We start from the raw sequence: 22,528 nt of genomic DNA on the forward strand, positions 1-22,528 counted from the left end.
CGGTTGAGCGTGGTCAGGTTCTGTGCAAGCCCGGATCGGTGAACCCGCATACCAAATTCGAAGCCGAGGTCTATATCCTGACCAAGGACGAAGGCGGCCGTCACACCCCGTTCTTCGCGAATTACCGTCCGCAGTTCTATTTCCGGACCACCGACGTGACCGGGACCGTGACGCTGCCGGAAGGCACCGAAATGGTAATGCCGGGCGACAACCTGAAATTCGGCGTCGAGCTGATCGCGCCGATCGCGATGGAAGACGGTCTGCGTTTCGCCATCCGTGAAGGCGGCCGTACGGTCGGTTCCGGTGTTGTGTCGAAGATCATCGCCTAAGCGTTTCGCTTGGAAGAATTCGCAAAGGGCCGTCCATTGGGTGGCCCTTTGTCATTTGCGGGCGGGCGTGGTTGCGCCGGGAAGCCGGGCGACTGCACAGCGAAATCCGGCTGACCGGCAGGGTTTGACGAGAAAGTTTACCACTTGGTCATAGATTTGTTATCTTGAAGTGGTTTCAATCGCATTCTCAATTGCCTGAACGAGGTTTCAAAATGACTTCCAGTTTCTCTAGGCGTGAATTCCTAGGCGCGGCTGCCGGCGCCGGTTTGATTGTTCTGCATCCGTTTTCCGCCCGCGCGGCGGCCAATCAGGCGCATCTGCGGGTGATGGAAACCACCGACCTGCATGTGCATGTTTTCCCGTATGATTATTATTCGGATCGCCCGGTCGACACGGTCGGTCTGGCCCGTACTGCGGCGCATATCGGGGCGGTTCGTGCCGAGGCCACAAACAGCATGCTGGTTGATAACGGTGATTTCCTGCAAGGCAACCCGATGGGCGATTACATCGCCTATGAACGGGGCATGAAGGACGGCGACCTGCACCCGGTGATCGCGGCGATGAACACTTTGGGATTCGATGCCTCGACGCTGGGCAATCACGAATTCAACTACGGTCTGGATTTCTTGTCGAAATCGCTGGCGCTGGCGAATTTCCCGGTGGTGTCGTCCAATGTGGTGAAGGAAATGGGCGCGGGTCCGCGCGACGACACCACGCTGATACCGCCCTATGTGATCCTGGACCGCGAACTGACCGACGGGGCCGGCAATACGCATCAGATCAAGGTGGGGCTGATCGGGTTCGTGCCGCCGCAGATCATGAATTGGGATCGTCGCCATCTGGAAGGCAACGTCAACACCCGCGATATCGTCGAGACCGCCAAAGCCTATGTGCCGGAAATGAAGGAAAAGGGCGCCGATATCATCATCGCGCTGAGCCATTCGGGGATTGGATCGGCAGAGCATAGCGACGGGATGGAAAACGCGTCGGTGCCGCTGGCGGCGGTCGATGGGATCGACGCGCTGATGACCGGGCATTCGCATCTGGTGTTCCCGTCACCGACCTATGCCGATTATGCGGCGGTGGATGCCGACAAGGGTCTGATCCACGGCAAACCGGCCGTGATGGGCGGGTATTGGGGATCACATCTGGGCGTGATCGACCTGATGCTGGAACAAAGCGGCGGCACATGGCAGGTGGTGACCAGCGCGGTCGAAACCCGGCCGATTTACAAACGGAACGAGGACCGGTCGATCACTGCGTTGGTGGAAAGCGTACCGATGGTGCTGAGCGCGGTAACGCAGGAGCATGATGAAACGCTGTCCTATGTGCGCCGCGCGGTGGGCAAGACCGATGCGCCGCTGCACAGCTATTTCGCGCTGGTGGCCGATGATCCATCGGTGCAGATCGTGTCGATCGCGCAGGAATGGTATGTCGCTCAGATGTTGGAAGGCACCGAATATGAGGGCCTGCCGATCCTGTCGGCGGCCGCCCCGTTCAAGGCCGGGGGCCGGGGTGGCCCGGATTATTATACCGACGTGGCGGTCGGCGATGTGGCGATCAAGAACGTGGCCGACCTGTATCTGTATCCCAACACCGCGCGCGCGGTTCTGGTCAGCGGCCAGCAGGTCAAGGATTGGCTGGAACGGTCGGCGGGGATTTTCAACCAGATCGAGCCGGGCAAACCGGATCAGGTGCTGCTGAACCCGTCCTTCCCCAGTTACAATTTCGACGTGATCGACGGGGTGGAATATCAGATCGACCTGAGCCAGCCGTCGAAATTCGACACTGATGGGGCTGTGATCAATCCCGGGGCCAACCGGATCGTCAACCTGAGTTACAACGGTGCGCCGTTGGATATGGCGGCGAAATTCGTCATTGCCACCAACAATTACCGCGCTGGCGGCGGTGGCAAGTTTCCCGGGGCGGACGGGTCGACCACCATCCTGACCGCGCCGGATACCAACCGTGACGTGATCGTGCGCTATATCGTCGAACAGGGCACCATCAGCCCCTCGGCCGATGCCAATTGGACCTTCGCGGCGATGCCGGGCACCAGCGTGTTGTTCGATACCGGCCCCAAGGCGGCAGCCTATGCCGACAAGGTGCAAGGGGTGAAGATCGCCCCGGCGGGCGACGGCCCCGACGGGTTTGCCCGATTCCGCATCGAGCTGTGAGTTCCGGGTCAAGAGCGGATCAAGGGGGCGCCTTGGCGGTGGCCCCTTGCCAGATGTAAAGGGACAGCGCGCCACACGGATCGCCAAACATGCCGGTGGCATCGCATAGCGAAGTGGCTCGTTGATATGTTACACAGGCATTTGACTGGTCCCGAGACGCGCAAGACTTTACATTTCAACCGTATATTGCGAGGTCGACAGAAGAATAGGAAGGTGACACCATGCTGACCAAACGTCATTTTATTGTTTCTGCGGCTGCGCTGTTTTCAGCGCCGCTTGAAGTTTCATCCGCAGCGGCCGCGACATCTGACAGATCAATGTGGTCGGCGTGGGACGCACAAGTGACGCCAGAAGGGTATGATCCCGGCACGTCCAACCCTTGGGGGGTCGGATCGCGGTTCTTGCCGCGGCTGGTCGAGGCCAATGAAGGCCTGACGCCGGGGGACATCCATGTCGATGCGGTGGCGCGCTATCTGTATCACATTCGCGAGAATGGCACCGCGATGCGATACGGCGTCGCCATCGCGCGGGGGGATCTTTACGAAGCGGGGACCTATTCGATTCGGCGCAAGGCAAAGTGGCCGACATGGACACCGACGCCCGCGATGATCAAACGCGACCCGGACTTGTATGCGCAACATGCGGACGGGATGAATGCCGGGCCGTCAAACCCGCTTGGATCGCGGGCTTTGTATCTTTATGTCGGAAATCGCGACACTTACTTGCGCATTCACGGTTCGCCCAGCCCAAGATCGATCGGCGGGCGCGCCAGTTCCGGCTGTGTGCGGATGATCATGCCCCATATCAATGATCTGTATGAACATGTGAACACCGGGTCCACGGCGGTGCTGTATCCGCCGGAAGAAGTGATCGCTGCGAAAAGCTAACGCGGGTGAGGTGGGGTTTTCGCTGAAAACCTTAAACGCGTGTCGAACCGTCAGCCCACCGGGGCGGCGTCGGGTTCGCGGCTGCAGATCGGGCGGCCATCGGCGGTGCGAAGCGGCAGGAATGTCGTTTCGACAGGGCCAACATAGCGATAGACATAACATCCGTCTGCCGGGTCAATTCGAACGGCTGTCAAATCCTGATTGGTTGCCGCGATGGCGCGCACGCCTTCGGGCAGTTCTTTGTAAAATCCACCTTCCGAACTGCTGCTTTGACCGTTTTCGCAGGCGGCAACCAGCACCGTTGCGCATCCGATGATCCAAACCCGAGCTTTCATTGACGATATCTCCGAAATGTTTGTTCTTCTCGGTTAAGGTATTCTTGCCCGGATGTAAAACCAGCCGATGCCGGTTTGATGCAGGCTGCCCCGATTTTGAACGGACGTTTGGTTCGGTGGGCGCAAGGCATCCGGCACGGAGCGCATGGCCGGGCGGTTCCTTGCAATTTTCCGGATCTGGCTGCGTCGTGGTTGATCGCGCGGGCGCGGCCTGTATCCTGATTCTGTCAGGCCCGACCGGAGATACAGGATGTTGCCTCGTTTCGTGAAATTTGCCCATGCGTTGAGCGGCCCCGATGAAGGGGACAATCTGCGTGAAGACGCCCTGTTGCGGGTGTTGCAGGACGAAACCCCGGCCTGGGTGCATCTGGACGGGACCGATCCCGGCGCTGGGGACTGGATCGCGCAGCATCTGGATTATCTCGATGCCCAGGTGATCGAGGCGCTGCTGGATGTCGATACCCGGCCACGCGTCAGCATTCTTGGCAGTGGCATGTTGGTGATCCTGCGGTCGGTCAATATGAACGAGGGCGAGAAACCGGAAGACATGATTTCGATTCGGATGTGGATCGACGCGCATCGGATCATAACGATTTCGCGCAAGAATTCGCATGTGATCGCGGATATGGACGCCACCCTGCGTGACGGTGCGGCGATCGAAAGCGTCGAAGAATTCCTGGTTTGGCTGGTCGAGGCAATCACCAGATTTATCGCCGAGTTTCAGAAAGATCTTGATCTGAAAGCCGAGAATCTGGAAGAGCGGGTGATTGCCGAAACCAGCAATCGTCTGGGCCGCGACGTGGTTGATCTGCGGTTGCAGGTGATTGCCGCGCGGCGCTTTCTGGTGCCGCAGCGCGCCGCGCTGGAGGCGATCAGCAAGGCGCAACTGGATTTCATCGACCCGATCACGCGGCGGGAAATTGAAGAAGAAGCATTGAAAATGACCCGTGTGGTCGAAGACATGGAAGAACTGCGCGAACAGGCGGCGGTTTTACGGGAAGAAATGTCGGGCCATTTGTCCGACCGGCTGAATCGCAACATGTTCGTGCTGTCGATCCTGTCGGCGATTTTCCTGCCGCTGGGGTTCCTGACCGGGTTGTTCGGGGTCAACGTGGGCGGCATGCCCGGTGTCGGAGCGGAACATGCGTTTTTGTGGCTGTGCGTGGCGATGGGCGGTTTGTTCGCGATGCAGTTGGTTCTGCTGTGGCGGCTACGCTGGATCGGTGGCGGCGGGTAAGGGGGGACATTTGGTCGATCAATTTGCCCTAAAGAGCCGCATCATCGCCGCTTTCCCGCCATTTTGAATAACTAGATTTGAACCTGGTTCGATATTACGAGACAGGGCAGATGAATTTTTTGAATGCGACGACTTCCAGCCCCATGAGGGCCTTCTCGGTTCTGACTGCGATCACGGATTTCGTGTTGCGGCCGCAAAAGAGTGCGCAGGATTTTCGGCCGGTTTCGGCGCGAACGGCACCTCGGGCTCCGGTATCGAGTTTTTCGGCCCCATCGGATTATGGTGACGATTGTCTTTTGGGTCATGGCCGCAGCCGGGCATCGGGATCGACCATCAATCAACCGCATCGCCGGCAAGTCTGCCAAGAGCTTTGACATTGCCGGGCGCGCTGCGCTGGGCTAGTTTGCGGGCAAGCCATGGAGGGTGCCGTGAACATATAACAGTCCTATCCGACCCATCACTTTCAATTCATGATGATTGGAGCGCTGTTATGCCCGATTTCCTTGATGCTTCGTTGCGTCATCCGATCCGCCTGCCGGATGGCACTTCTTATCCCAATACTGTCTGGCTTGCCCAAGTGATCGACCATCCGAATATGCGGATCGGCGATTTCACCTATTATAACGATTTTGACCCGGTCGATGATTACGCGGCCCGGATTGCGCCCTACCTGCATCCGGGGGCGCCGGAAACTTTGATCATCGGAAAATTCGGCCAATTCGCCCACGGGACGCGGTTCATCACCTCGTCTGCAGATCATCCGAAACGCTGGTTCAGCGCCTATCCTTTCGCGGTGTTCAACCACGATTGCATGGATCTTTATGCCGAAGAATTCGGCACCGGGCGCGACACGGTGATCGGCAATGATGTCTGGATCGGTCATAATGCGATGATTCTGCCCGGGGTCACGGTGGGCGATGGCGCGATCATCGGTGCCGGGGCCGTGGTGCGCCGCGATGTCGACCCTTACATGGTGATGGGCGGCAACCCGGCCGAACCGATCCGGCGGCGGTTTTCACAACAGGTGACGGCGCTGTTGTTGCGGCTGCGTTGGTGGGATCTGGAACTGGATCAGATCCGGGCGATTTTGCCGGTTCTTGCCTCGGCTGATGTTGTGGGATTGCAGGACGCGGTGGCGCGGTATCGGGAAGGACCGAATTCACCTTGATGGGTGAAAAGGGTCTTGATCTTGGTCGTCGGCTGTCATAGTCAAACGTCGGCCTTAGGGGTATAGCTCAGCTGGTAGAGCGACGGTCTCCAAAACCGTAGGTCTCGGGTTCGAACCCTGATGCCCCTGCCAATTTCCTTTGAACAACGTGTCGACGAATGGTTGCGCTTGCAGCCTGCCCGGCAGCGCTGCGCCGTGTCCGGGCTGGCTGCAAGTCTAGTCGCGAGGCGGGATGTTCAGGCCGCGCTGTACCGCCGGGCGGGCGAGGAAACGGTCAAGATAGGCCACGGTGTTGGGGTAACCGGTCCAGCCGACGGTATCGCGTGCGCCATATATTTCCAGCGCCCTGAGCCAGCCACCCAGAGCGATGTCGGCAATCGAAAATGTGCCGCAAATCCAGTCCTGACCGTCGAGTTGACCTTCGATCACGTTCAGCAGGCGCTTGGTTTCGGCGATGTAGCGGTCGCGTGGAATCGGGTCTTGGACCGCGCTGCCGGCGAATTTGAAGAAAAAGCCCAGCTGCCCGAACATCGGGCCGACGCCGCCCATCTGAAACATCAGCCACTGGATCACCTTGTAGCGTTCCGCCGAGTCGGTGGGCAGCAATTGGCCGGTTTTTTCCGCCAGATAGATCAGGATCGCCCCGGATTCCCACAAGGCAAACGGTTCACCGCCCGGCCCGTCCGGGTCGATGATCGCGGGGATTTTATTGTTCGGATTGAGCGACAGGAATTCGGGTGATTTCACATCCGCATCCGACAAGGTCACTTTATGCGCTTCATAGGGCAGGCCGATTTCTTCCAGCATGATGGAAATCTTGACGCCGTTCGGGGTGGGAAAGGAATAGAGTTGCAGAACCGAAGGGTCCTTGGCGGGCCATTTTTGGGCGATCGGGAAATCGTCGGGAAAGGTCATGTCGGCTCCTTTGCGTGCGCTTGGGGGGAAAATAGACAGATTTTCCCGGATAAAAAGATACTTGGTTGTGACAATGGACCGTATCTAAGGTGAATTCACGCACGGCGCCGGGGGTGATCGTGCCAAGTTTTGAAAAAAGAGAGGGATATCATGATCAAGGAATTTAAGGATTTCATAGCCAAGGGCAATGTCATGGACATGGCGGTCGGGATCATCATCGGCGCGGCCTTTACCGCGATCGTGAAATCGATGGTGGCCGATCTGATCAATCCGATCATCGGGTTGTTCACCGGCGGGGTGGATTTCACCAACAATTATGCGGTTTTGTCCGGGGATGTCGCCGCCGGAGCCAGCCTTGAGGCCGCGCGCGAAGCCGGGGCATCGGTGTTTGCCTATGGCAGTTTCATCATGGCGGTGATCAATTTCCTGATCATTGCTTTTGTCGTCTTCATGTTGATCCGCATGGTCAACAAGGCCAAGGATGCCGCGACCAAGGCAGAGGAAGCCCCGGTCGAAGAAGCCCCGGCGGGTCCGAACGAACTGGACGTGTTGTTGGAAATCCGCGACGCGCTGAACAAAGGCTGAGCATAGGCACAGCCATTGGAGTTGGAGCGGCCTGCCATTTGGCGGGCCGTTTTTCGTTTGAACGGGGCTGCAGATAAAAAACGCCCGACAGGGAAGGGGAACCTGCCGGGCGAGGGAGGATGCACCAAAGGTGCAAGGTGACTTGGTGTTATTGGACCAGCAGTTGCGGCGCGGTCACGTCAAGGCCCAACGCCTTGCCCACTGCGGCATAGGTCAGTTGGCCCGCGTGGACGTTCAAGCCCGCCAGCAGGTGGGGATCGTCGGCGCAGGCTTGTTTCCAACCCTTGTCGGCCAGCGCCAGCATGAACGGCATGGTGGCGTTGCCAAGCGCGATGGTCGAGGTGCGGGCGACCGCGCCGGGCATATTGGCGACGCAATAATGCATGATCCCATCCACGTCGTAGATCGGGCTTTCATGGGTGGTCGCATGGGAGGTTTCAAAACAGCCGCCCTGATCGATGGCGACATCGACGATGGCCGCGCCGGGTTTCATCGTCGAAAGCTGTTCACGGCTGACCAGTTTGGGGGCGGCGGCACCGGGGATCAGGACCGCACCAATCACCATATCGGCCGCCGCGACCAGTTCGGCGGTCGTGCCCTGAGACGCGTAGGAGGTTTTGAATTCGCCACGGAAGCTGTCATCGAGATAGCGCAGTCGGGGCAGCGACATGTCCAGCACGGTCACATCCGCGCCCATTCCGGCAGCGATCCGCGCCGCATGGGTGCCGACGACACCTCCGCCGATCACCACGACATGGGCCGGACGGACGCCGGGCACGCCGCCCATCAACACGCCACGGCCGCCATTGGCCTTTTGCAGGGTCCAGGCACCGACCTGCGGCGCCAATTTGCCCGCGACTTCGGACATCGGCGCCAGCAGGGGCAAGCCGCCGCGCGGGTCGGTCACGGTTTCATAGGCGATGGCAGTACAGCCGGAGGCCAGCAGATCATGGGTCTGGTCGGGGTCGGGGGCGAGGTGCAGATAGGTGAACAGCAGTTGGCCTTCGCGTAGCATCTTGCGTTCTGCCGCCTGCGGTTCCTTGACCTTGACGATCATGTCGGCGGTGGCAAAGATTTCCGCAGCGGTGTCGAGGATCGCGGCCCCGGCTTCGATATAGTCGCTGTCGGGAAAGCCCGATCCGACGCCCGCGTCTTTTTCGATGACCACCTGATGGCCGTGCGCGATGGCTTCGCGGGCCGCGTTCGGGGTCATCCCGACGCGAAATTCCTGTGGTTTGATTTCTTTGGGGCAGCCGAGTTTCATGATCTGTTTCCTCCTAGGATCAAAGGTAGGATGTCGCATCATTTCTGCAAAAGGGTTGAAATTCGGGTCGTAATTCAACGAAAGATGTGAATATTATTCGAAGAATCGAATAATATTGCGAAGGATCGTGCATCAATGGCGTTGGATCAGACAGATCGCCGTATTCTGACCGTGTTGCAGCGCAAGGGGCGCATTTCCAATGCCGATCTGTCGGAACAAGTGAACCTGTCGCCTTCGGCTTGTCATCGCCGGGTACAGCGGTTGGAGGCGGATGGCTATATCCGCGATTACGTCGCGCTGCTTGACCCGCGCAAGATCGGGGTGTCGACCACAGTGTTCGTGGAAATCACCTTGCAGGCGCAGGCCGACGAGGTACTGGACGCGTTTGAAAAGGCGGTGTCGCGAATCCCGGACGTTTTGGAATGCCACCTGATGGCAGGGACGGCGGATTACATCCTGAAAGTGGTCGCCGAAAGCACCGAAGATTTCGCCCGCATCCATCGCCAGCACCTGTCACGGCTGCCCGCCGTGGCGCAGATGCAATCCAGCTTCGCGCTGCGAACCGTGTTCAAGACCACCGCATTGCCGGTTTAAACCAAATTTTCAGCGGTTTTCGGTCGGCGCTAACGGGCCGTTAATCGCTGCCCGCTATGTCAGGTTTCCAGAAAGGAGGCTGACATGTCGTTCCTGGTTTATGCCAAGGATGGTCAATTCGGGATATCGTCCGGCCCGAACCTGACCCATGCCCCGGGGCTGAGCCGGTTTGATACACGGCCCGGCAACAGCACCCGGTTGATCATTGCGGTCCGCGACGGGGATGAAATGGCGTGGCATTTCGGTCCCGGCGGGATTTTTGAACTGTGTTGGCATGTCGGGCGGATTCAGCAGGCGATGGTGATCCGCTGTGACGATTGCAACGGCAGGTGTGGCACCATCGTGTTTGAAGGGACCAATCACGACGGCAATGCGACGCGGGTGATCTGGACCCCCGATTTTGATCTGACCGGCTGGTATGACGATCATGGCAAATCCGGTCAGCCCCGGTTTTTCCATACGTCCAGCCGGCCAAGCCAGGATTGCGGTTTCTACTGATCCGCCGCCCGGCCGAGTGGTTTGCCCGGCATTGTCAAACCGTCCGGTATGTCCCATTCTGCCCGCAAAAGGGGGGGGCAGGGATGCAGTGGGATTACATCATCGTCGGGGCCGGCAGTGCCGGTTGCGTGGTGGCCAAGCGGCTGGCGGATGCGGGCAAAAAGGTGCTGCTGCTGGAAGCGGGCGGATCGGATGCCTATCACTGGGTCCATATCCCGATGGGGTATCTGTATTGCATCGGCAATCCGCGCACCGACTGGATGTTCCAAACCGCTGCGGAACCGGGGTTGAACGGGCGGTCATTGATTTACCCGCGCGGCAAGGTTCTGGGGGGCTGTTCGTCGATCAACGGGATGCTGTACCTGCGCGGCCAAGCCGCCGATTATGACGGTTGGCGGCAGATGGGCAATACCGGATGGGGCTGGGACGATGTCCTGCCCTATTTCAAGAAATCCGAAGATTACGTCGACGGGCCCAGCGACATGCACGGCGCGGGCGGCGAATGGCGGGTCGATAATCAGCGGCTGCACTGGGATGTTCTGGACGACTGGATGGAGGCCGCCGCCGGTGCCGGAATACCCAAGGTGACGGATTTCAACACTGGCAACAATGAAGGTGTTGGATACTTCCGGGTCAATCAGAAACGCGGTTGGCGGATGAACACGGCGCGGGCGTTTCTGCGATCGACCAAGGGGCAGGCGCTAAAGGTTGAAACCCATGCCCATACGCGGCGGGTGCTGATCGAAGACGGGCGCTGTGTCGGGGTGGAATATGAACAGGGCGGCGTGGTCAAGACCGCCCGCGCGGCGGGCGAAGTGATCCTGTCGGCGGGGGCGATCGGTTCGCCGCAGATCCTGCAATTGTCCGGCATCGGCCCAGGCGCGGTGCTGCAACGCAATGGCATCGAGACGCGGCACGACAATGCCCGGATCGGCGCCAATTTGCAGGATCATCTGCAATTGCGCTGCGCGTGGAAACTGCAGGGGGCGAAGACGCTGAACACGATGGCAAACAGCCTGTGGGGCAAAGCGAAGATCGGGCTGGAATACGCGCTGAAACGGTCCGGGCCGATGTCGATGGCGCCGTCGCAACTGGGCGCGTTTGCCAAATCGCGGCCGGATCTGGCCACCCCGGACCTGGAATTTCATGTTCAGCCGCTGACGCTGGAAGCATTCGGTCAGCCGCTGCACGATTTCCCGGCGATGACCGCCAGCGTCTGCAATCTGCGCCCCGAAAGCCGGGGCGTGGTCGAAATCACCTCGCCCGATCCCAAGGCAAAGCCGAAAATCGCGCCGAATTACCTGGCCACCGAGGGCGACCGGCAGACGGCGGTCAACGCGATACGGTTGGCGCGGCACGTGATGGAGCAATCGCCGATGGCGAAATACGCGCCCGAGGAAATGAAACCGGGGCTGACTGCGGTCAGCGATGTGGAATTGGCGCGGGCGGCGGGCGATGTTGGGACCACCATTTTCCACCCTTCGGGCACCGTGCATATGGGGGCGGATGAAACGGCGCCGCTTGATCCCCGGCTGCGGCTGCGCGGGATCGAGGGGCTGCGTGTGGTCGACTGTTCGGTGATGCCGACGATCACCAGCGGCAACACCAATTCACCGACGATCATGATCGCCGAAAAGGCCAGCGACATGATTTTGCAAGACGCGCGAGGATAATTCCATGGGGACTCTCGTCATCAGCTATTTCAGCGGTAACCGCCATACCGCGCGGTTGGCCGAAACGATTGCAGCGGCCGCCGTCGAATCGGGCTGCGACACCCGGTTGGTCGATGTCGCGGCGATGACCGAAGCGGACTGGCTGGCCTTGGACACGGCAGATGCGATCCTGTTCGGAACCCCGACCTATATGGGCAGTGCTGCGGCGGAGTTCAAAAGCTTCATGGATCAGACCAGTGACCGCTGGACCGATCAGGTCTGGGCAGACAAATTGGCGGCGGGGTTCACGGTGGCGACCTTTCCCGGCGGAGACAAGCTTGCCACGCTGATCCAGCTGACGGTGTTTGCCGCCCAGCACGGCATGATCTGGGTCGGGCAGGATCAGATCGGCGCGCCGGTTGATGCCGCCAATCCCGGTATCAATGCCAGCGGTGCCTGGCTGGGGCTGACCGCGACCAGTTCGCGCGACAAGACGCTGATGGTACAATCGGGCGACCTGGAAACGGCCCGCCGGTTCGGTGGGCGTATCGCCCGTGCGGTGCACCGCTGGAGCGCCTGATTGACCGGGGGCGGATCTGGGTTGCGGTTGGATTTGAGTATTTTTTCCAAGAAGAAACAACAAGGTGCGCCTTGCCCGACCGGATGCGCGTGGCCCCGGCTGGGCAAGGCGGCTTCTCCTTGGGCGGTCATCGGCTCTCCAGCCTGTACCGCCCGGTGAGGATCGCGCATTCACGTTAATGGCGCGTGAATGGGTTTCTTCTTGGCCGAAATACTCCCGCCGGAGGCGGCGCGGCCTGCAAGGCCGCCATATAAAAAGGAGCGCACATTAGCGCGCCCCTTAAAATGACAACCCCCCGGGCGAAGCCGCGGGGGTCGTCGGAACTTGCATGTTCAAGCTTTCGAGAAGGGCCTTACAGCATACCTTCGCGCTGGGCTTTCTTGCGTGCCAGTTTACGGGCACGGCGAACGGCTTCAGCTTTCTCGCGCGCTTTTTTGACGGACGGTTTCTCGAAATGTTGCTTGAGCTTCATTTCGCGGAAGACGCCTTCACGCTGCAGCTTTTTCTTCAGGGCACGGAGCGCCTGATCGACATTGTTGTCGCGAACACTAACCTGCATGTGGTTTTCACCACCTTTCTAAGTTGAGTTGCATGGAGTTGCAGGAGGTGGTCCTATAGCAAGGCTTGCTCTATTTGTCTACACCGAAGCCAGCCCGAAAGGAGAGCCCATGACTGTGCCTGATCTGAAGGATCGTTTGCTCGATGCCGCGTTGATCCACGTGGCTTTTGATGGTTGGACGGAGGCGACATTTGCCGCCGCCGTGGCGGATGAAGGGATTGATCCGGCGGTAGCACGGGCGCTGTGCCCGCGCGGCGCGGTCGATCTGGCGGTGGCGTTTCACAAGCGCGGCGATGCGCAGATGGCAGCACGGCTGGCGACGGCGGATCTGGCCGAGATGCGGTTTCGTGACCGAATCGCCCTTGGCGTGCGGTACCGGCTGGAGGCAGTCGAGGACAAGGAAGCGGTGCGCCGCGGGCTGACACTGTTTTCGATGCCGCAACATGCGCCGGACGGAATGCGATTGATGTGGGAAACGGCCGGGTTGATCTGGGACACATTGGGCGACAGTTCGACGGATGTGAATTGGTACACAAAACGGGCCACGCTGAGCGCGGTTTACGGATCGTGTGTGCTGTATTGGCTGGGCGATGAAACGCCAGATTGTCAGGCGACGTGGGAGTTTCTGGACCGGCGGATCGACGATGTGATGAAGTTCGAAAAAACCAAGGCCGGAATTCGCGACAACAAGCTGCTGAGCGGGGTTTTGGCGGGGCCGATGGCGGTGCTGGATCAGATCAAGGCACCGGGGATGGGCCGACAGGACATGCCGGGCCGATGGCCGGGTAAGAAATAAGCGAATATCGAAGGAGAGCGAGATGTCAGAGACCATGCGCGCGGTCGAAATCACCAAACCGGGCGGACCGGAGGTGTTGAAAATCTGTGACCGGCCGATGCCGCAGGCCCAACCGGGGCAGGTGGTGATCAAGGTGGCCTATGCCGGGGTCAACCGGCCCGATGCGTTGCAGCGCGCCGGGGCCTATGCGCCGCCCCCCACCGCCAGCGATCTGCCCGGGCTGGAAGCCTCGGGTGAAATCGTGGCGCTGGGCGAAGGGGTTAGTGGCTGGGCGATCGGAGACCCGGTCTGCGCCCTGCTGCCCGGTGGCGGCTATGCCGAATATGTGGCCACCCCGGCGGCGCATTGCCTGCCGGTGCCCAAAGACATGGGGATGAAAGAGGCGGCCTGCCTGTGCGAAACCTATTTCACCGTCTGGTCCAATGTGTTTCAGCGCGGCGGGTTGAAAGCGGGCGAAAGGTTTCTGATCCATGGCGGATCGTCGGGGATCGGCACCACCGCGATCCAATTGGCGCGTGAATTCGGCGCGCGGGTTTTCGTCACCGTCGGCAGTCAAGACAAGGCCTCCGCCTGTGCCCGGTTGGGGGCAGAGCGCACCATTATCTATAATGACGAGGATTTCGTCGAGGTGATGCGCGCGGAAGGCGGGGCGGATCTGATCCTCGACATGGTGGGGGGCTTGTATATTCCGCGCAACCTGCGCGCCTTGGCCGATGATGGCCGGTTGGTGCAGATCGCGTTCCTGCAAGGCCCCAAGGCCGAGTTGAATTTCGCCCAAGTGATGACCCGCCGGCTGACCATCACCGGGTCGACATTGCGGCCGCAAAGCGATCTGGCCAAGGCGAGAATCGCTGAAAGCCTGCTGGAAAATGTCTGGCCGTTGCTGGATGCCGGGAAAATCGGGCCGATCATGGACAGTGAATTCGATCTGGCCGATGCGGCCGGGGCCCATGCCAGAATGGAAAGCAGCGGCCATATCGGCAAGATCGTGCTGAAAGTCGGCTGATTCAGGCCCGGCGGCCGCGCCTTGTTTTTTCTGCGGCCGCCGGTTCATTAAATCGTGCCTAATAAAGCGACCAATAGACCGCCATTGGTTTCGTTTTATTTTTGTGGTACTATTATAAGATGTTATTTGCCAGAATTTGATCAATAGACGGCTTTTCTATTTGCTTATCTCATTGTGGCCGGCGTTTTTTTCTGTTTTTTAAATACATCTATTTAGTCGAGTAGGAGCAACTATGTCTGATCTTGTAAATATGAGTGTTGAAGAGTTGTCCGAGTATTCGATTGCCGAATTGAAGGCGCTGCACAAAAAGGTGGCGAAGGCAATTGAGACCTATGATGACCGCAAAAAGAAGGCGGCTCTTGCCGAATTGGAAGATAAAGCCAAGGAAATGGGTTTTACCCTGACGGAATTGACCGCTGTCATGGGCAAGAAGACGATCAAACCCGCCGGAGTTGCCAAATACCGCAACCCGGAAAATCCCGAACAGACCTGGACCGGAAAGGGCCGTCGCCCCGCTTGGTTTCTGGCCGCAATCGAGGCGGGCAAAAGCGCCGAGGATCTGACGATCTGATCCTAGCGGATCGGATCGAACAGAGCGTTTTTCAGACTGCAATCCTTGACGATATCGCGGCCGCAGGGCACCGGGGTCAGGGTTTTTGACAGGCAAAGGCGGGCTTCTTGAATGCGGCCATCTTTGCAGGTGATGGTCAACATGTCGGGTTCCAAGTCGGGATTGGCCTTGAGAAAGGCGTCTTCCACCACTTTCGCCGGCAAGGTGACGGGCCTGTCCAGTTTGCGGAATATCGCCGGGCGGGTCAGGCTGTCATAGGCGCGCCGGGCCAGATCGTAATAGGCGGCAGCGGTCAGGCCGGAACACACGCCGTGCTTTTTCCACTGATACCAGGCGAGGCCGGAACTGCCCATGATATCGGCCATTTCCGCGCTCATTTGCCGGGTCGGGTGCGGCTGTGTCGTGCGGCAATAAGAGGGCCAGCCGCGATGGTATTGCGGCCAGAGCCCGTGCAGCACCCAGCCGTAATCTGCGTTGTCGTTGCATTGCGGTGAGCGGCGCGCATCGCCTTCGAGCGCGCACCAGCTGGGCGACCAGCTGAGCGAAAGCACGTAATAGTCGAATGCGCCGGGCCGGTCGTCTTCGGCACTGGCGGCGGCGGCGACGAGGGTGAAGATCAGGCTCAGCAGGCGTTTGCGCATTCACTCTTTCCTTATCCAACGGTTGGCACTATATATGCGACAAGTTCCCCAACACGGTAACCTGTCCCCTATCAGGGACCGCCTGTTTCAGGCAACGGGGAAGATTTGAGTTAAGGAGATATGCTATGACCAAACCGATCATGGCGAGAGCGACCGCCGTCTGGCTGATTGATAACACCACAATCAGTTTCAAACAGATTGCCGATTTCGTCGGTATGCACGAGCTGGAAATCCAGGGCATCGCCGATGGCGATGTGGCAACGGGCGTCAAGGGATTCGATCCGGTCGCCAATAATCAGTTGACCCAGGAAGAAATCGACCTGGCCGAAAAGAACCCGCTGCACAAGGTGAAGCTGAAGTTCAACCCGTCCGCCGTGGGCGAGGAAAAACGTCGCGGGCCGCGTTATACGCCGCTGTCCAAACGTCAGGACCGTCCGGCATCGATCTATTGGTTGGTGAAATTCCATCCCGAATTGTCGGATGGCCAGATTTCCAAATTGGTCGGCACCACCAAGCCGACGATTCAGGCAATCCGGGATCGCACCCATTGGAATATCGGTAATATTCAGCCGGTCGATCCGGTGGCTTTGGGGCTGTGCAAGCAATCCGAACTGGACGCTGCCGTGCAGAAGGCCGTGGCCAAGCGCCAAGCCGAAGGCGTGGTGATGAACGATGACGAGCGCCGCAAGCTGGTCAGCACCGAACAGTCGTTGTCGATGGAAGACGCACCGAAGATGCCGACCGCCATCGAAGGGTTGGAAACGTTCAGTCTGAAAGACGATGACGAGGACGAGGAAGAGAAGGAAGCGGTGTATGACGCCGAAAGCCTGTTCAAGGTTCCTGCCAGCAAGGACGAAGACGAAGACGAAGACAAACAGCCCTGATTTTTACGGCTGAGACAAGATGCGAGCCCGGGCTGTGATGCCCGGGCTTTTTGCATTTTCAGGGTCGGGAAGTCGGGTGGTTTGAGTATTTCGGGCAAGATGAAACGGCAGGGGTTTATTTCCCCCGCAGCTTGCGCAAGCGTGGGCGGCAGAGGCTGAAAGAGGTGTGCCATGCGGATTGCGGTTGTCGGACGGGGAATGATCGGAAGCGCGGCAGCGCGGCATCTGGCCAAGCAGGGGCAGGAGGTCATCCTGATCGGCCCGTCGGAACCGGCAGACCCGCAACGCCATGACGGGGTTTTCGCCAGCCATTATGACGAAGGCCGGATCACCCGGTCGCTGGACCCGTCGCCGTTCTGGAGCCGGGCCAGCCGCGACAGCATCGCGCGCTATGACGAGATCGAGGCGGCCAGCGGGGTGCGGTTTTTCCACGAGACCGGGTTGATCATGGCCGGACCCGAGGGCAGCGAGCCGATTTCCGAGGTTGACCGGGGCGCGGCGCGGGACGGGATCATGTGCGAGGCGTATCGCGGCACGGATTTGGCCGCACGTTTTGGCTATTTCAGCTTTGGAGCCGACACGCTGGCGCTGTTCGAGCCGCGCCGGGCCGGGCATATCAACCCGCGCGCCTTGGTGCGGGCGCAAGGGATCGCCGCGCAGCGCGCCGGAGCGCAGGTTCTGGACACAGTGGCGACGGGTCTGCGTGAAGATGCGGCGGGGGTCACGGTGCAGACATCCCAAGGCGAGGTTGCGGCGGATCAGGTACTGGTGGCTGCCGGAGGGTTCAGCAAGACGTTGCTGGGCGAGTCGATCAACCTGCGGGTCTATGCCCGGACCGTTTTGTTGCTGGAGGTCGATGCCGAGGAACAGGCGCGGCTGGCCGGGATGCCGCCGCTGATCTGGCTGGGACCGGCGGGCGAAGACCCGTATCTGTTGCCGCCGATCCGCTATCCCGATGGCCGGATGTATCTGAAGATTGGCGGCGATCCGGGGGATGTCGCGCTGAACACCGATCAGGACATGCGCGATTGGTTCCGGTCGGGCGGAAACCCGCAGGTCGGGGCCTTGCTGGAAGATGCCATACGGGCACGTATGCCGGGGCTGCGATCCGGGTCGAGCAAGATCGCCGCCTGTGTGACCAGTTACAGCGATGACGGGCTGGCATTGATCGAGCGGCTGAACGCGCGGGTTTCGGTGGCGACGGCGGGCTGTGGCAAGGCAGCGAAAAACAGTGACGAGCTGGGGCGGTTGGGGGCCGAGGTTGCTTTGGGCCGCGCGTTGCCGGATTGGGCGGCGCGGAGTTGATTTGATCGTATTGGTCGAAAAGGCCACAAATTCGGAGCTGATCAGTGCGGTTTGACCGTGAATTATTGAGTGCAAACAATGGCATGTCTGCGGTTTTCCGCTTGGGGTTCTGTGCGGGATTATGATCAAAATTCGCCCGTAAATCCGGGGCGATAAATTCTTTTCTGGCGAGTGAAAAAAGAGCTTGATCGAATCCGGACATGGCCCTAGATGCCGCAATCAGACGCCAACGCACGCGCCTCTGGCCGGCCCGAAAGGGCCCGTGTTTACGTAGCGACGGTAACGTCTCCCTTGGAAGTGAGCGGTCATATATGGCCGGGTCTATTGGAGATGACCATGAACGCTAATGTAACGCCCTTTGCGTGCGGCGATGCCGTATGCGCCCAGAACCGTATCGAAACCTTCATCCGTTCGACCGTGTTCGACCGGCCCACTTTGGTGCTGGACCGGGACATGGTGGCGCAGCAATACCGGGCGCTGAAAGCCGGTCTGGGCCGCGCCGATATTCATTACGCGGTGAAAGCCAACCCGGCGCGGGATGTGTTGGAAGTTCTGGTCAGCGAAGGATCGCATTTCGACGCCGCGTCGCGCGGCGAGATCGCACTGTGCCTGAGCCTTGGCGCGCATCCCGACTGCATTTCCTTTGGCAACACGGTTAAGCGGGCGTCGGATATTGCCTTTGCGCATCAGGCCGGGATCACCCTGTTTGCCGTCGATGCCGAAGAAGAGCTGGAAAAGATCGCCGAACATGCAACGGGGGCGCAGGTTTATATCCGTCTGCTGGTCGGTGCGACCGGGGCCGATTGGCCGCTGAGCCGGAAATTCGGCTGCACACCGGAAATGGCTGAAGGGTTGATGGCGCGGGCGCTGGAACTGGGGCTGACCCCGGTCGGGTTGTCGTTCCATGTCGGTAGCCAGACCCGTCAGGCCGAGATGTGGCGCGATACGCTGGATCAGGTTGCGGCGGTCTGGACCCAGGCGCGGGCCAAGGGTTATCCGCTGTCGCTGATCAATATCGGCGGCGGGTTCCCGGCGTTTTACGGCGAAGCGATTGAACCGGCCACGATCTATGCTGCGCGGGTGATGGAAATGGTCGAGGCGCGGTTTGACGGGGCAGAACGGGTGATGGCGGAACCGGGGCGCGGCATGGTGGCCGAGGCGGGGATGATCGCGGCCGAAGTGATGTTGGTGTCGAAGAAATCCGAAGACGATCTGCATCGCTGGGTTTATCTGGATATCGGCAAATTTTCCGGTCTGGCCGAAACCATGGATGAAGCGATCCGCTATCAATTCGCGACCGAGCGTGATCACGAAGATCACGGGCCCTGCATTCTGGCCGGGCCGTCTTGCGACAGTGCGGATGTGCTGTATGAAAACCGCCCGGTGATGCTGCCGGTCGGGTTACGTGCCGGGGACAAGGTGATCATCCGCAGCTGCGGCGCCTATACGTCGAGCTATTCTTCGGTCGGATTCAACGGGTTTCCGCCGCTTGACGTGGTGGTGATCTGAAATCTGCTGACCGGGTCCGGTGGGGTATCCTGCCGGGTCCGGTCAGATCTGTTTTCGAGCGTTGAGCGCGGCGGTAATGGTGCCTTCGTCGAGGTAATCCAGTTCGCCGCCGATTGGTACGCCCTGCGCCAGCGAGGTCAATCTGACCCTGCTTTCCAGTTGATCGGCGATGTAATGCGCGGTGGTCTGGCCATCGACGGTGGCGTTGAGCGCGAGGATCACTTCGGTGATGTCTTCGGCGTTGATCCGGTCGATCAGTTTGGGGATGCGCAATTGTTCCGGGCCGATCGAATCGAGCGCCGACAGGGTGCCGCCGAGCACGTGATAGCGGCCCTTGAAGCCGCCAGCGCGTTCCATCGCCCATAGATCGGCCACGTCTTCGACCACGCACAGGATGCCGTTGCCGCGTTTGTCGCTGCTGCAGATGGCGCAGATATCCGAGGTGCCGATATTGCCGCAATTGAGGCATTCGCGCGCGGTGGCGGCGACCGATTGCATCAGGTCGGCCAGCGGCGTCAGAAGCAGCGCCCGTTTGCGGATCATTTGCAGCACAGCGCGCCGCGCCGAGCGTGGCCCGAGGCCCGGCAGCTTGGCCATCATCGCGATGAGGGCATCGATGTCTTGGGTGGATTTATCGGTCATGGCCGCAATCTAGTGTGGATTGGCGGCGTTGGATAGGGGGGGGATCCGCCGGGGGCGTGGCGCTTGTGTCGCGCTTGGGGACGCCTCCGGCGGGCGTATTTTGAGAAACGATGAAACGGATCAGAACGGCAGTTTCATGTCCTTGGGCAGGCCCATTTCTTCGCTCAGCTTGGTCATTTCCGCCTGTGCCCGGTCGCTGGCTTTGAGTTGGGCATCCTTGATGGCGGCAAGGATCAGGTCTTCGACCACTTCCTTTTCGTCGGGGTGGAAGATCGAGGGATCGATATCCAGCGCCTTCATTTCGCCTTTCATGGTGCAGGTTGCCTTGACCAGACCGGCCCCGGATTCGCCGGTCACGGTCAGGTTTGCCATTTCTTCTTGCAGGGTGGCCATTTTACCCTGCATTTCCTTGGCTTTTTTCATCATGCCAGCCATGTCGCCAAGGCTTCCGAGACCCTTCAGCATCGAGATACTCCTGTTTCTGTTGGTGTTCGTTCTATTGCGGGTTGCCGCGTTCGGCGGTTGCGGGGCGGGTCAGTCTTCTTCGAACGGATCCCATTCGTCTTCGACCTCCTGCAGCGCGTCTTGCTGGGCTTTGGCCTGCAAGTCGCGGGCCGTTCGGATCTGGGTGATCTTGGCCTTGGGAAAGGCATTGAGCACGGCCAGGACCATCGGATGGGCTTCGGCTTCGGCGCGCAGGGCGGTTTCCTTGGCGTTGCGTTTTTCGTCGATGGTTTCGCCGCCGCCTTCGTTGACCACGGTAAGCGCCCAGCGGTTGCCGGTCCAGCGTTGCAGCGCAGTGCCCAGCCTTTGGGCCAGATCGCGCGGCGCGTCGTCAGTGGGGACGAATTCGATCCGGCCGGGTTGATAGGCGGCCAGCCGCAGCCCGGTTTCGACATGGACCAGCAATTGCATATCGCGGTTCGTGCGGATCAGTTCGACCACGTGGTCGAAAGTGGGGAACCGGGCCAGCGCCTGGTCGGCATCCTGGGCCAGTGCCGCCTGCGGGCCGCCCTGTTGTGGTCTGCCTGCGCCGCTGGCCGGGGTCGGGGCATAGGCCGAGGTGGCCCCGACCGGTGCAGGTGTAGCCATGCCGTGCATCGGTTGCCCGCCACCGGGACCGCCCGCCGGGGGCTGCGGTTGCGGAGTGTTTTGCAACCTGTTGAGCAATTCTTCCGGGCTGGGCAGGTCGGCGACATGGGTCAGCCGGATGATCGCCATTTCGGCGGCCATCATCGCGTTCGGGGCGCTTGCGACTTCGTCCAGCGCCTTGAGCAGCATTTGCCACATCCGGGTCATCGACCGCATCGGCAGGGCCTGGGCCATCGCCTGACCACGGGCGCGTTCATCGGGGCTGACGGTGGGATCGTCCACCGCTTCGGGGGTGATTTTCACCACCGAAATCCAATGGGTGATTTCGGCCAGATCGCGCAGCACCGCCATCGGGTCGGCACCATCGGCATATTGGCCACCGATTTCGGCCAGCGCACCGGCGGCGTCGCCCTTCATGATCAGATCGTAAAGGTCCAGCACCCGGCCACGATCGGCCAGCCCGAGCATGGCGCGGACCTGATCGGCGCTGGTTTCGCCGGCGCCGTGGCTGATCGCCTGATCAAGCAGCGATTGGGCATCCCGCGCCGAACCTTCGGCGGCGCGGGTGATCAGCGCCAGCGCGTCATCGGTGATATGGGCCGCTTCGGCATCGGCGATGCGGCGCAGCATGGTGATCATCACTTCGGGTTCGATCCGGCGCAGGTCGAAGCGCTGACACCGCGACAGCACCGTGACCGGGACTTTGCGGATTTCAGTGGTAGCGAAGATGAATTTCACATGGGCGGGCGGTTCTTCCAGCGTTTTGAGCAGCGCGTTGAAAGCGCTGGTCGAGAGCATGTGAACTTCGTCGATGATGTAGATCTTGTAGCGGGCCGAGGCGGCGCGGTAATGTACGCTGTCGATGATTTCACGGATGTCGCCGACCCCAGTGCGCGAGGCCGCATCCATTTCCATCACATCGACATGGCGGCCTTCCATGATGGCGCGGCAATGTTCGCATTGGCCGCAAGGTTCGATGGTGGGGCCGCCGGTGCCATCGGGGCCGATACAGTTCATCCCCTTGGCGATGATCCGCGCGGTGGTGGTTTTGCCGGTGCCGCGGATACCGGTCATGATGAAGGCTTGGGCAATGCGATCGGCTTCGAACGCGTTGCGCAATGTGCGCACCATCGCATCCTGCCCGACCAGATCGGCGAAGGTTTCGGGGCGGTATTTGCGTGCCAGAACCTGGTAGCCGGGGGGAGGGGTGTCGGTCATGATCTGCCTTCGGATTCGGATATGCGGACAAGGTAAGCGTTGGGGCGGTGCCCGTCTACCGGATAGGTGGGGCAAGATCGGGGG

24 protein-coding genes and 1 tRNA gene are annotated in these 22,528 nt (G+C 60.2%); 17 read left to right on the forward strand and 8 right to left on the reverse strand.

Going from position 1 to position 22,528, the window contains the following annotated elements; translation table 11 throughout:
- The 3 genes from TG4357_RS11315 to TG4357_RS11325 all read left to right on the forward strand — a co-directional run.
- The coding region (locus tag TG4357_RS11315) for an EF-Tu C-terminal domain-related protein (protein WP_497986785.1) at positions 1-329 on the forward strand (329 nt) is incomplete at its 5' end.
- Positions 330-541: 212 nt separating this feature from the next.
- On the forward strand, positions 542-2,506 hold the full coding sequence (locus TG4357_RS11320) for a bifunctional 2',3'-cyclic-nucleotide 2'-phosphodiesterase/3'-nucleotidase (RefSeq protein WP_058263014.1): 1,965 nt from the start codon (positions 542-544) through the stop codon (positions 2,504-2,506).
- Positions 2,507-2,727: 221 nt separating this feature from the next.
- Positions 2,728-3,393 (forward strand): L,D-transpeptidase, encoded by a 666-nt coding sequence (locus TG4357_RS11325; RefSeq protein WP_058263015.1) that lies wholly within the window; start codon positions 2,728-2,730, stop codon positions 3,391-3,393.
- Between the two features lie 50 nt (positions 3,394-3,443).
- Here TG4357_RS11325 and TG4357_RS11330 read toward each other — a convergent pair whose 3' ends face one another.
- A complete protein-coding gene (locus TG4357_RS11330; RefSeq protein WP_058263016.1) occupies positions 3,444-3,728 on the reverse strand; it encodes a hypothetical protein in 285 nt (94 codons plus the stop codon).
- 250 nt (positions 3,729-3,978) lie between these two features.
- Between TG4357_RS11330 and TG4357_RS11335 the strand changes: the two genes are divergently transcribed.
- The 3 genes from TG4357_RS11335 to TG4357_RS11345 all read left to right on the forward strand — a co-directional run bounded on the left by TG4357_RS11335 (position 3,979) and on the right by TG4357_RS11345 (position 6,265).
- Positions 3,979-4,965 (forward strand): zinc transporter ZntB, encoded by a 987-nt coding sequence (locus tag TG4357_RS11335; protein ID WP_058263017.1) that lies wholly within the window; start codon positions 3,979-3,981, stop codon positions 4,963-4,965.
- A 490-nt stretch (positions 4,966-5,455) separates the two neighbouring features.
- Positions 5,456-6,133, forward strand: coding sequence for a CatB-related O-acetyltransferase (locus TG4357_RS11340; protein WP_058263018.1), 678 nt, complete (start codon positions 5,456-5,458; stop codon positions 6,131-6,133).
- 56 nt (positions 6,134-6,189) lie between these two features.
- Positions 6,190-6,265 (forward strand) — tRNA-Trp (locus tag TG4357_RS11345).
- Between the two features lie 84 nt (positions 6,266-6,349).
- Here TG4357_RS11345 and TG4357_RS11350 read toward each other — a convergent pair.
- Positions 6,350-7,048, reverse strand: coding sequence for a glutathione S-transferase family protein (locus TG4357_RS11350; protein WP_058263019.1), 699 nt, complete (start codon positions 7,046-7,048; stop codon positions 6,350-6,352).
- A 150-nt stretch (positions 7,049-7,198) separates the two neighbouring features.
- On the opposite strand from TG4357_RS11350, the gene mscL reads away from it, so the two are divergent.
- The gene (gene mscL, locus TG4357_RS11355) at positions 7,199-7,633 is read left to right on the forward strand and encodes a large conductance mechanosensitive channel protein MscL (RefSeq protein WP_058263020.1); all 435 of its coding nucleotides are present in this window, start codon (positions 7,199-7,201) and stop codon (positions 7,631-7,633) included.
- A gap of 148 nt (positions 7,634-7,781) precedes the next feature.
- Here mscL and ald read toward each other — a convergent pair whose 3' ends face one another.
- Positions 7,782-8,897 (reverse strand): alanine dehydrogenase, encoded by a 1,116-nt coding sequence (gene ald / locus TG4357_RS11360; RefSeq protein ID WP_058263021.1) that lies wholly within the window; start codon positions 8,895-8,897, stop codon positions 7,782-7,784.
- A gap of 135 nt (positions 8,898-9,032) precedes the next feature.
- Here ald and TG4357_RS11365 point away from each other — a divergent pair, with 135 nt between their 5' ends.
- From TG4357_RS11365 to TG4357_RS11380, 4 genes are all read left to right on the forward strand, one after another.
- Complete coding sequence (locus TG4357_RS11365; RefSeq protein ID WP_058263022.1) at positions 9,033-9,491, forward strand: Lrp/AsnC family transcriptional regulator; 459 nt, start codon at positions 9,033-9,035, stop codon at positions 9,489-9,491.
- A gap of 84 nt (positions 9,492-9,575) precedes the next feature.
- Positions 9,576-9,989, forward strand: a complete 414-nt coding sequence (locus TG4357_RS11370; protein ID WP_058263023.1) for a hypothetical protein — start codon at positions 9,576-9,578, stop codon at positions 9,987-9,989.
- 83 nt (positions 9,990-10,072) lie between these two features.
- Positions 10,073-11,662, forward strand: a complete 1,590-nt coding sequence (locus TG4357_RS11375; protein ID WP_058263024.1) for a GMC family oxidoreductase — start codon at positions 10,073-10,075, stop codon at positions 11,660-11,662.
- Positions 11,663-11,666: 4 nt separating this feature from the next.
- On the forward strand, positions 11,667-12,221 hold the full coding sequence (locus tag TG4357_RS11380; protein ID WP_058263025.1) for a flavodoxin family protein: 555 nt from the start codon (positions 11,667-11,669) through the stop codon (positions 12,219-12,221).
- A 352-nt stretch (positions 12,222-12,573) separates the two neighbouring features.
- Here the strand turns inward: TG4357_RS11380 and rpsU are convergent, their stop codons facing one another.
- On the reverse strand, positions 12,574-12,780 hold the full coding sequence (rpsU, locus tag TG4357_RS11385) for a 30S ribosomal protein S21 (protein ID WP_058263026.1): 207 nt from the start codon (positions 12,778-12,780) through the stop codon (positions 12,574-12,576).
- Between the two features lie 109 nt (positions 12,781-12,889).
- Between rpsU and TG4357_RS11390 the strand changes: the two genes are divergently transcribed.
- The 3 genes from TG4357_RS11390 to TG4357_RS11400 all read left to right on the forward strand — a co-directional run bounded on the left by TG4357_RS11390 (position 12,890) and on the right by TG4357_RS11400 (position 15,153).
- Positions 12,890-13,576 (forward strand): COQ9 family protein, encoded by a 687-nt coding sequence (locus tag TG4357_RS11390; protein WP_058263027.1) that lies wholly within the window; start codon positions 12,890-12,892, stop codon positions 13,574-13,576.
- 22 nt (positions 13,577-13,598) lie between these two features.
- On the forward strand, positions 13,599-14,582 hold the full coding sequence (locus TG4357_RS11395; RefSeq protein WP_058263028.1) for an NAD(P)H-quinone oxidoreductase: 984 nt from the start codon (positions 13,599-13,601) through the stop codon (positions 14,580-14,582).
- Positions 14,583-14,814: 232 nt separating this feature from the next.
- Complete coding sequence (locus tag TG4357_RS11400; protein WP_425329296.1) at positions 14,815-15,153, forward strand: H-NS histone family protein; 339 nt, start codon at positions 14,815-14,817, stop codon at positions 15,151-15,153.
- A gap of 2 nt (positions 15,154-15,155) precedes the next feature.
- Here TG4357_RS11400 and TG4357_RS11405 read toward each other — a convergent pair whose 3' ends face one another.
- Entirely contained in the window at positions 15,156-15,794 is a 639-nt protein-coding gene (locus tag TG4357_RS11405) for a ribonuclease T2 family protein (RefSeq protein ID WP_058263030.1), read from the reverse strand.
- 125 nt (positions 15,795-15,919) lie between these two features.
- On the opposite strand from TG4357_RS11405, the gene TG4357_RS11410 reads away from it, so the two are divergent.
- The 3 genes from TG4357_RS11410 to TG4357_RS11420 all read left to right on the forward strand — a co-directional run bounded on the left by TG4357_RS11410 (position 15,920) and on the right by TG4357_RS11420 (position 19,492).
- On the forward strand, positions 15,920-16,678 hold the full coding sequence (locus TG4357_RS11410; RefSeq protein ID WP_058263031.1) for a DUF1013 domain-containing protein: 759 nt from the start codon (positions 15,920-15,922) through the stop codon (positions 16,676-16,678).
- Positions 16,679-16,849: 171 nt separating this feature from the next.
- Entirely contained in the window at positions 16,850-17,983 is a 1,134-nt protein-coding gene (locus TG4357_RS11415; RefSeq protein WP_058263032.1) for an FAD-dependent oxidoreductase, read from the forward strand.
- Positions 17,984-18,319: 336 nt separating this feature from the next.
- Positions 18,320-19,492, forward strand: coding sequence for a type III PLP-dependent enzyme (locus TG4357_RS11420; RefSeq protein ID WP_058263033.1), 1,173 nt, complete (start codon positions 18,320-18,322; stop codon positions 19,490-19,492).
- Positions 19,493-19,534: 42 nt separating this feature from the next.
- Here the strand turns inward: TG4357_RS11420 and recR are convergent, their stop codons facing one another.
- The 3 genes from recR to TG4357_RS11435 form a co-directional block, all read right to left on the reverse strand.
- Positions 19,535-20,134: a recombination mediator RecR gene (gene recR, locus TG4357_RS11425; RefSeq protein WP_058263034.1), complete on the reverse strand. Its 600-nt coding sequence runs from the start codon at positions 20,132-20,134 to the stop codon at positions 19,535-19,537.
- Between the two features lie 120 nt (positions 20,135-20,254).
- Positions 20,255-20,599 (reverse strand): YbaB/EbfC family nucleoid-associated protein, encoded by a 345-nt coding sequence (locus TG4357_RS11430; RefSeq protein WP_058263035.1) that lies wholly within the window; start codon positions 20,597-20,599, stop codon positions 20,255-20,257.
- Positions 20,600-20,668: 69 nt separating this feature from the next.
- Positions 20,669-22,444 (reverse strand): DNA polymerase III subunit gamma/tau, encoded by a 1,776-nt coding sequence (locus TG4357_RS11435; RefSeq protein WP_058263036.1) that lies wholly within the window; start codon positions 22,442-22,444, stop codon positions 20,669-20,671.
- Positions 22,445-22,528: the final 84 nt, after the last annotated feature.

Source organism: Thalassovita gelatinovora, from assembly GCF_001458355.1.
Classification (GTDB): domain Bacteria; phylum Pseudomonadota; class Alphaproteobacteria; order Rhodobacterales; family Rhodobacteraceae; genus Thalassobius; species Thalassobius gelatinovorus.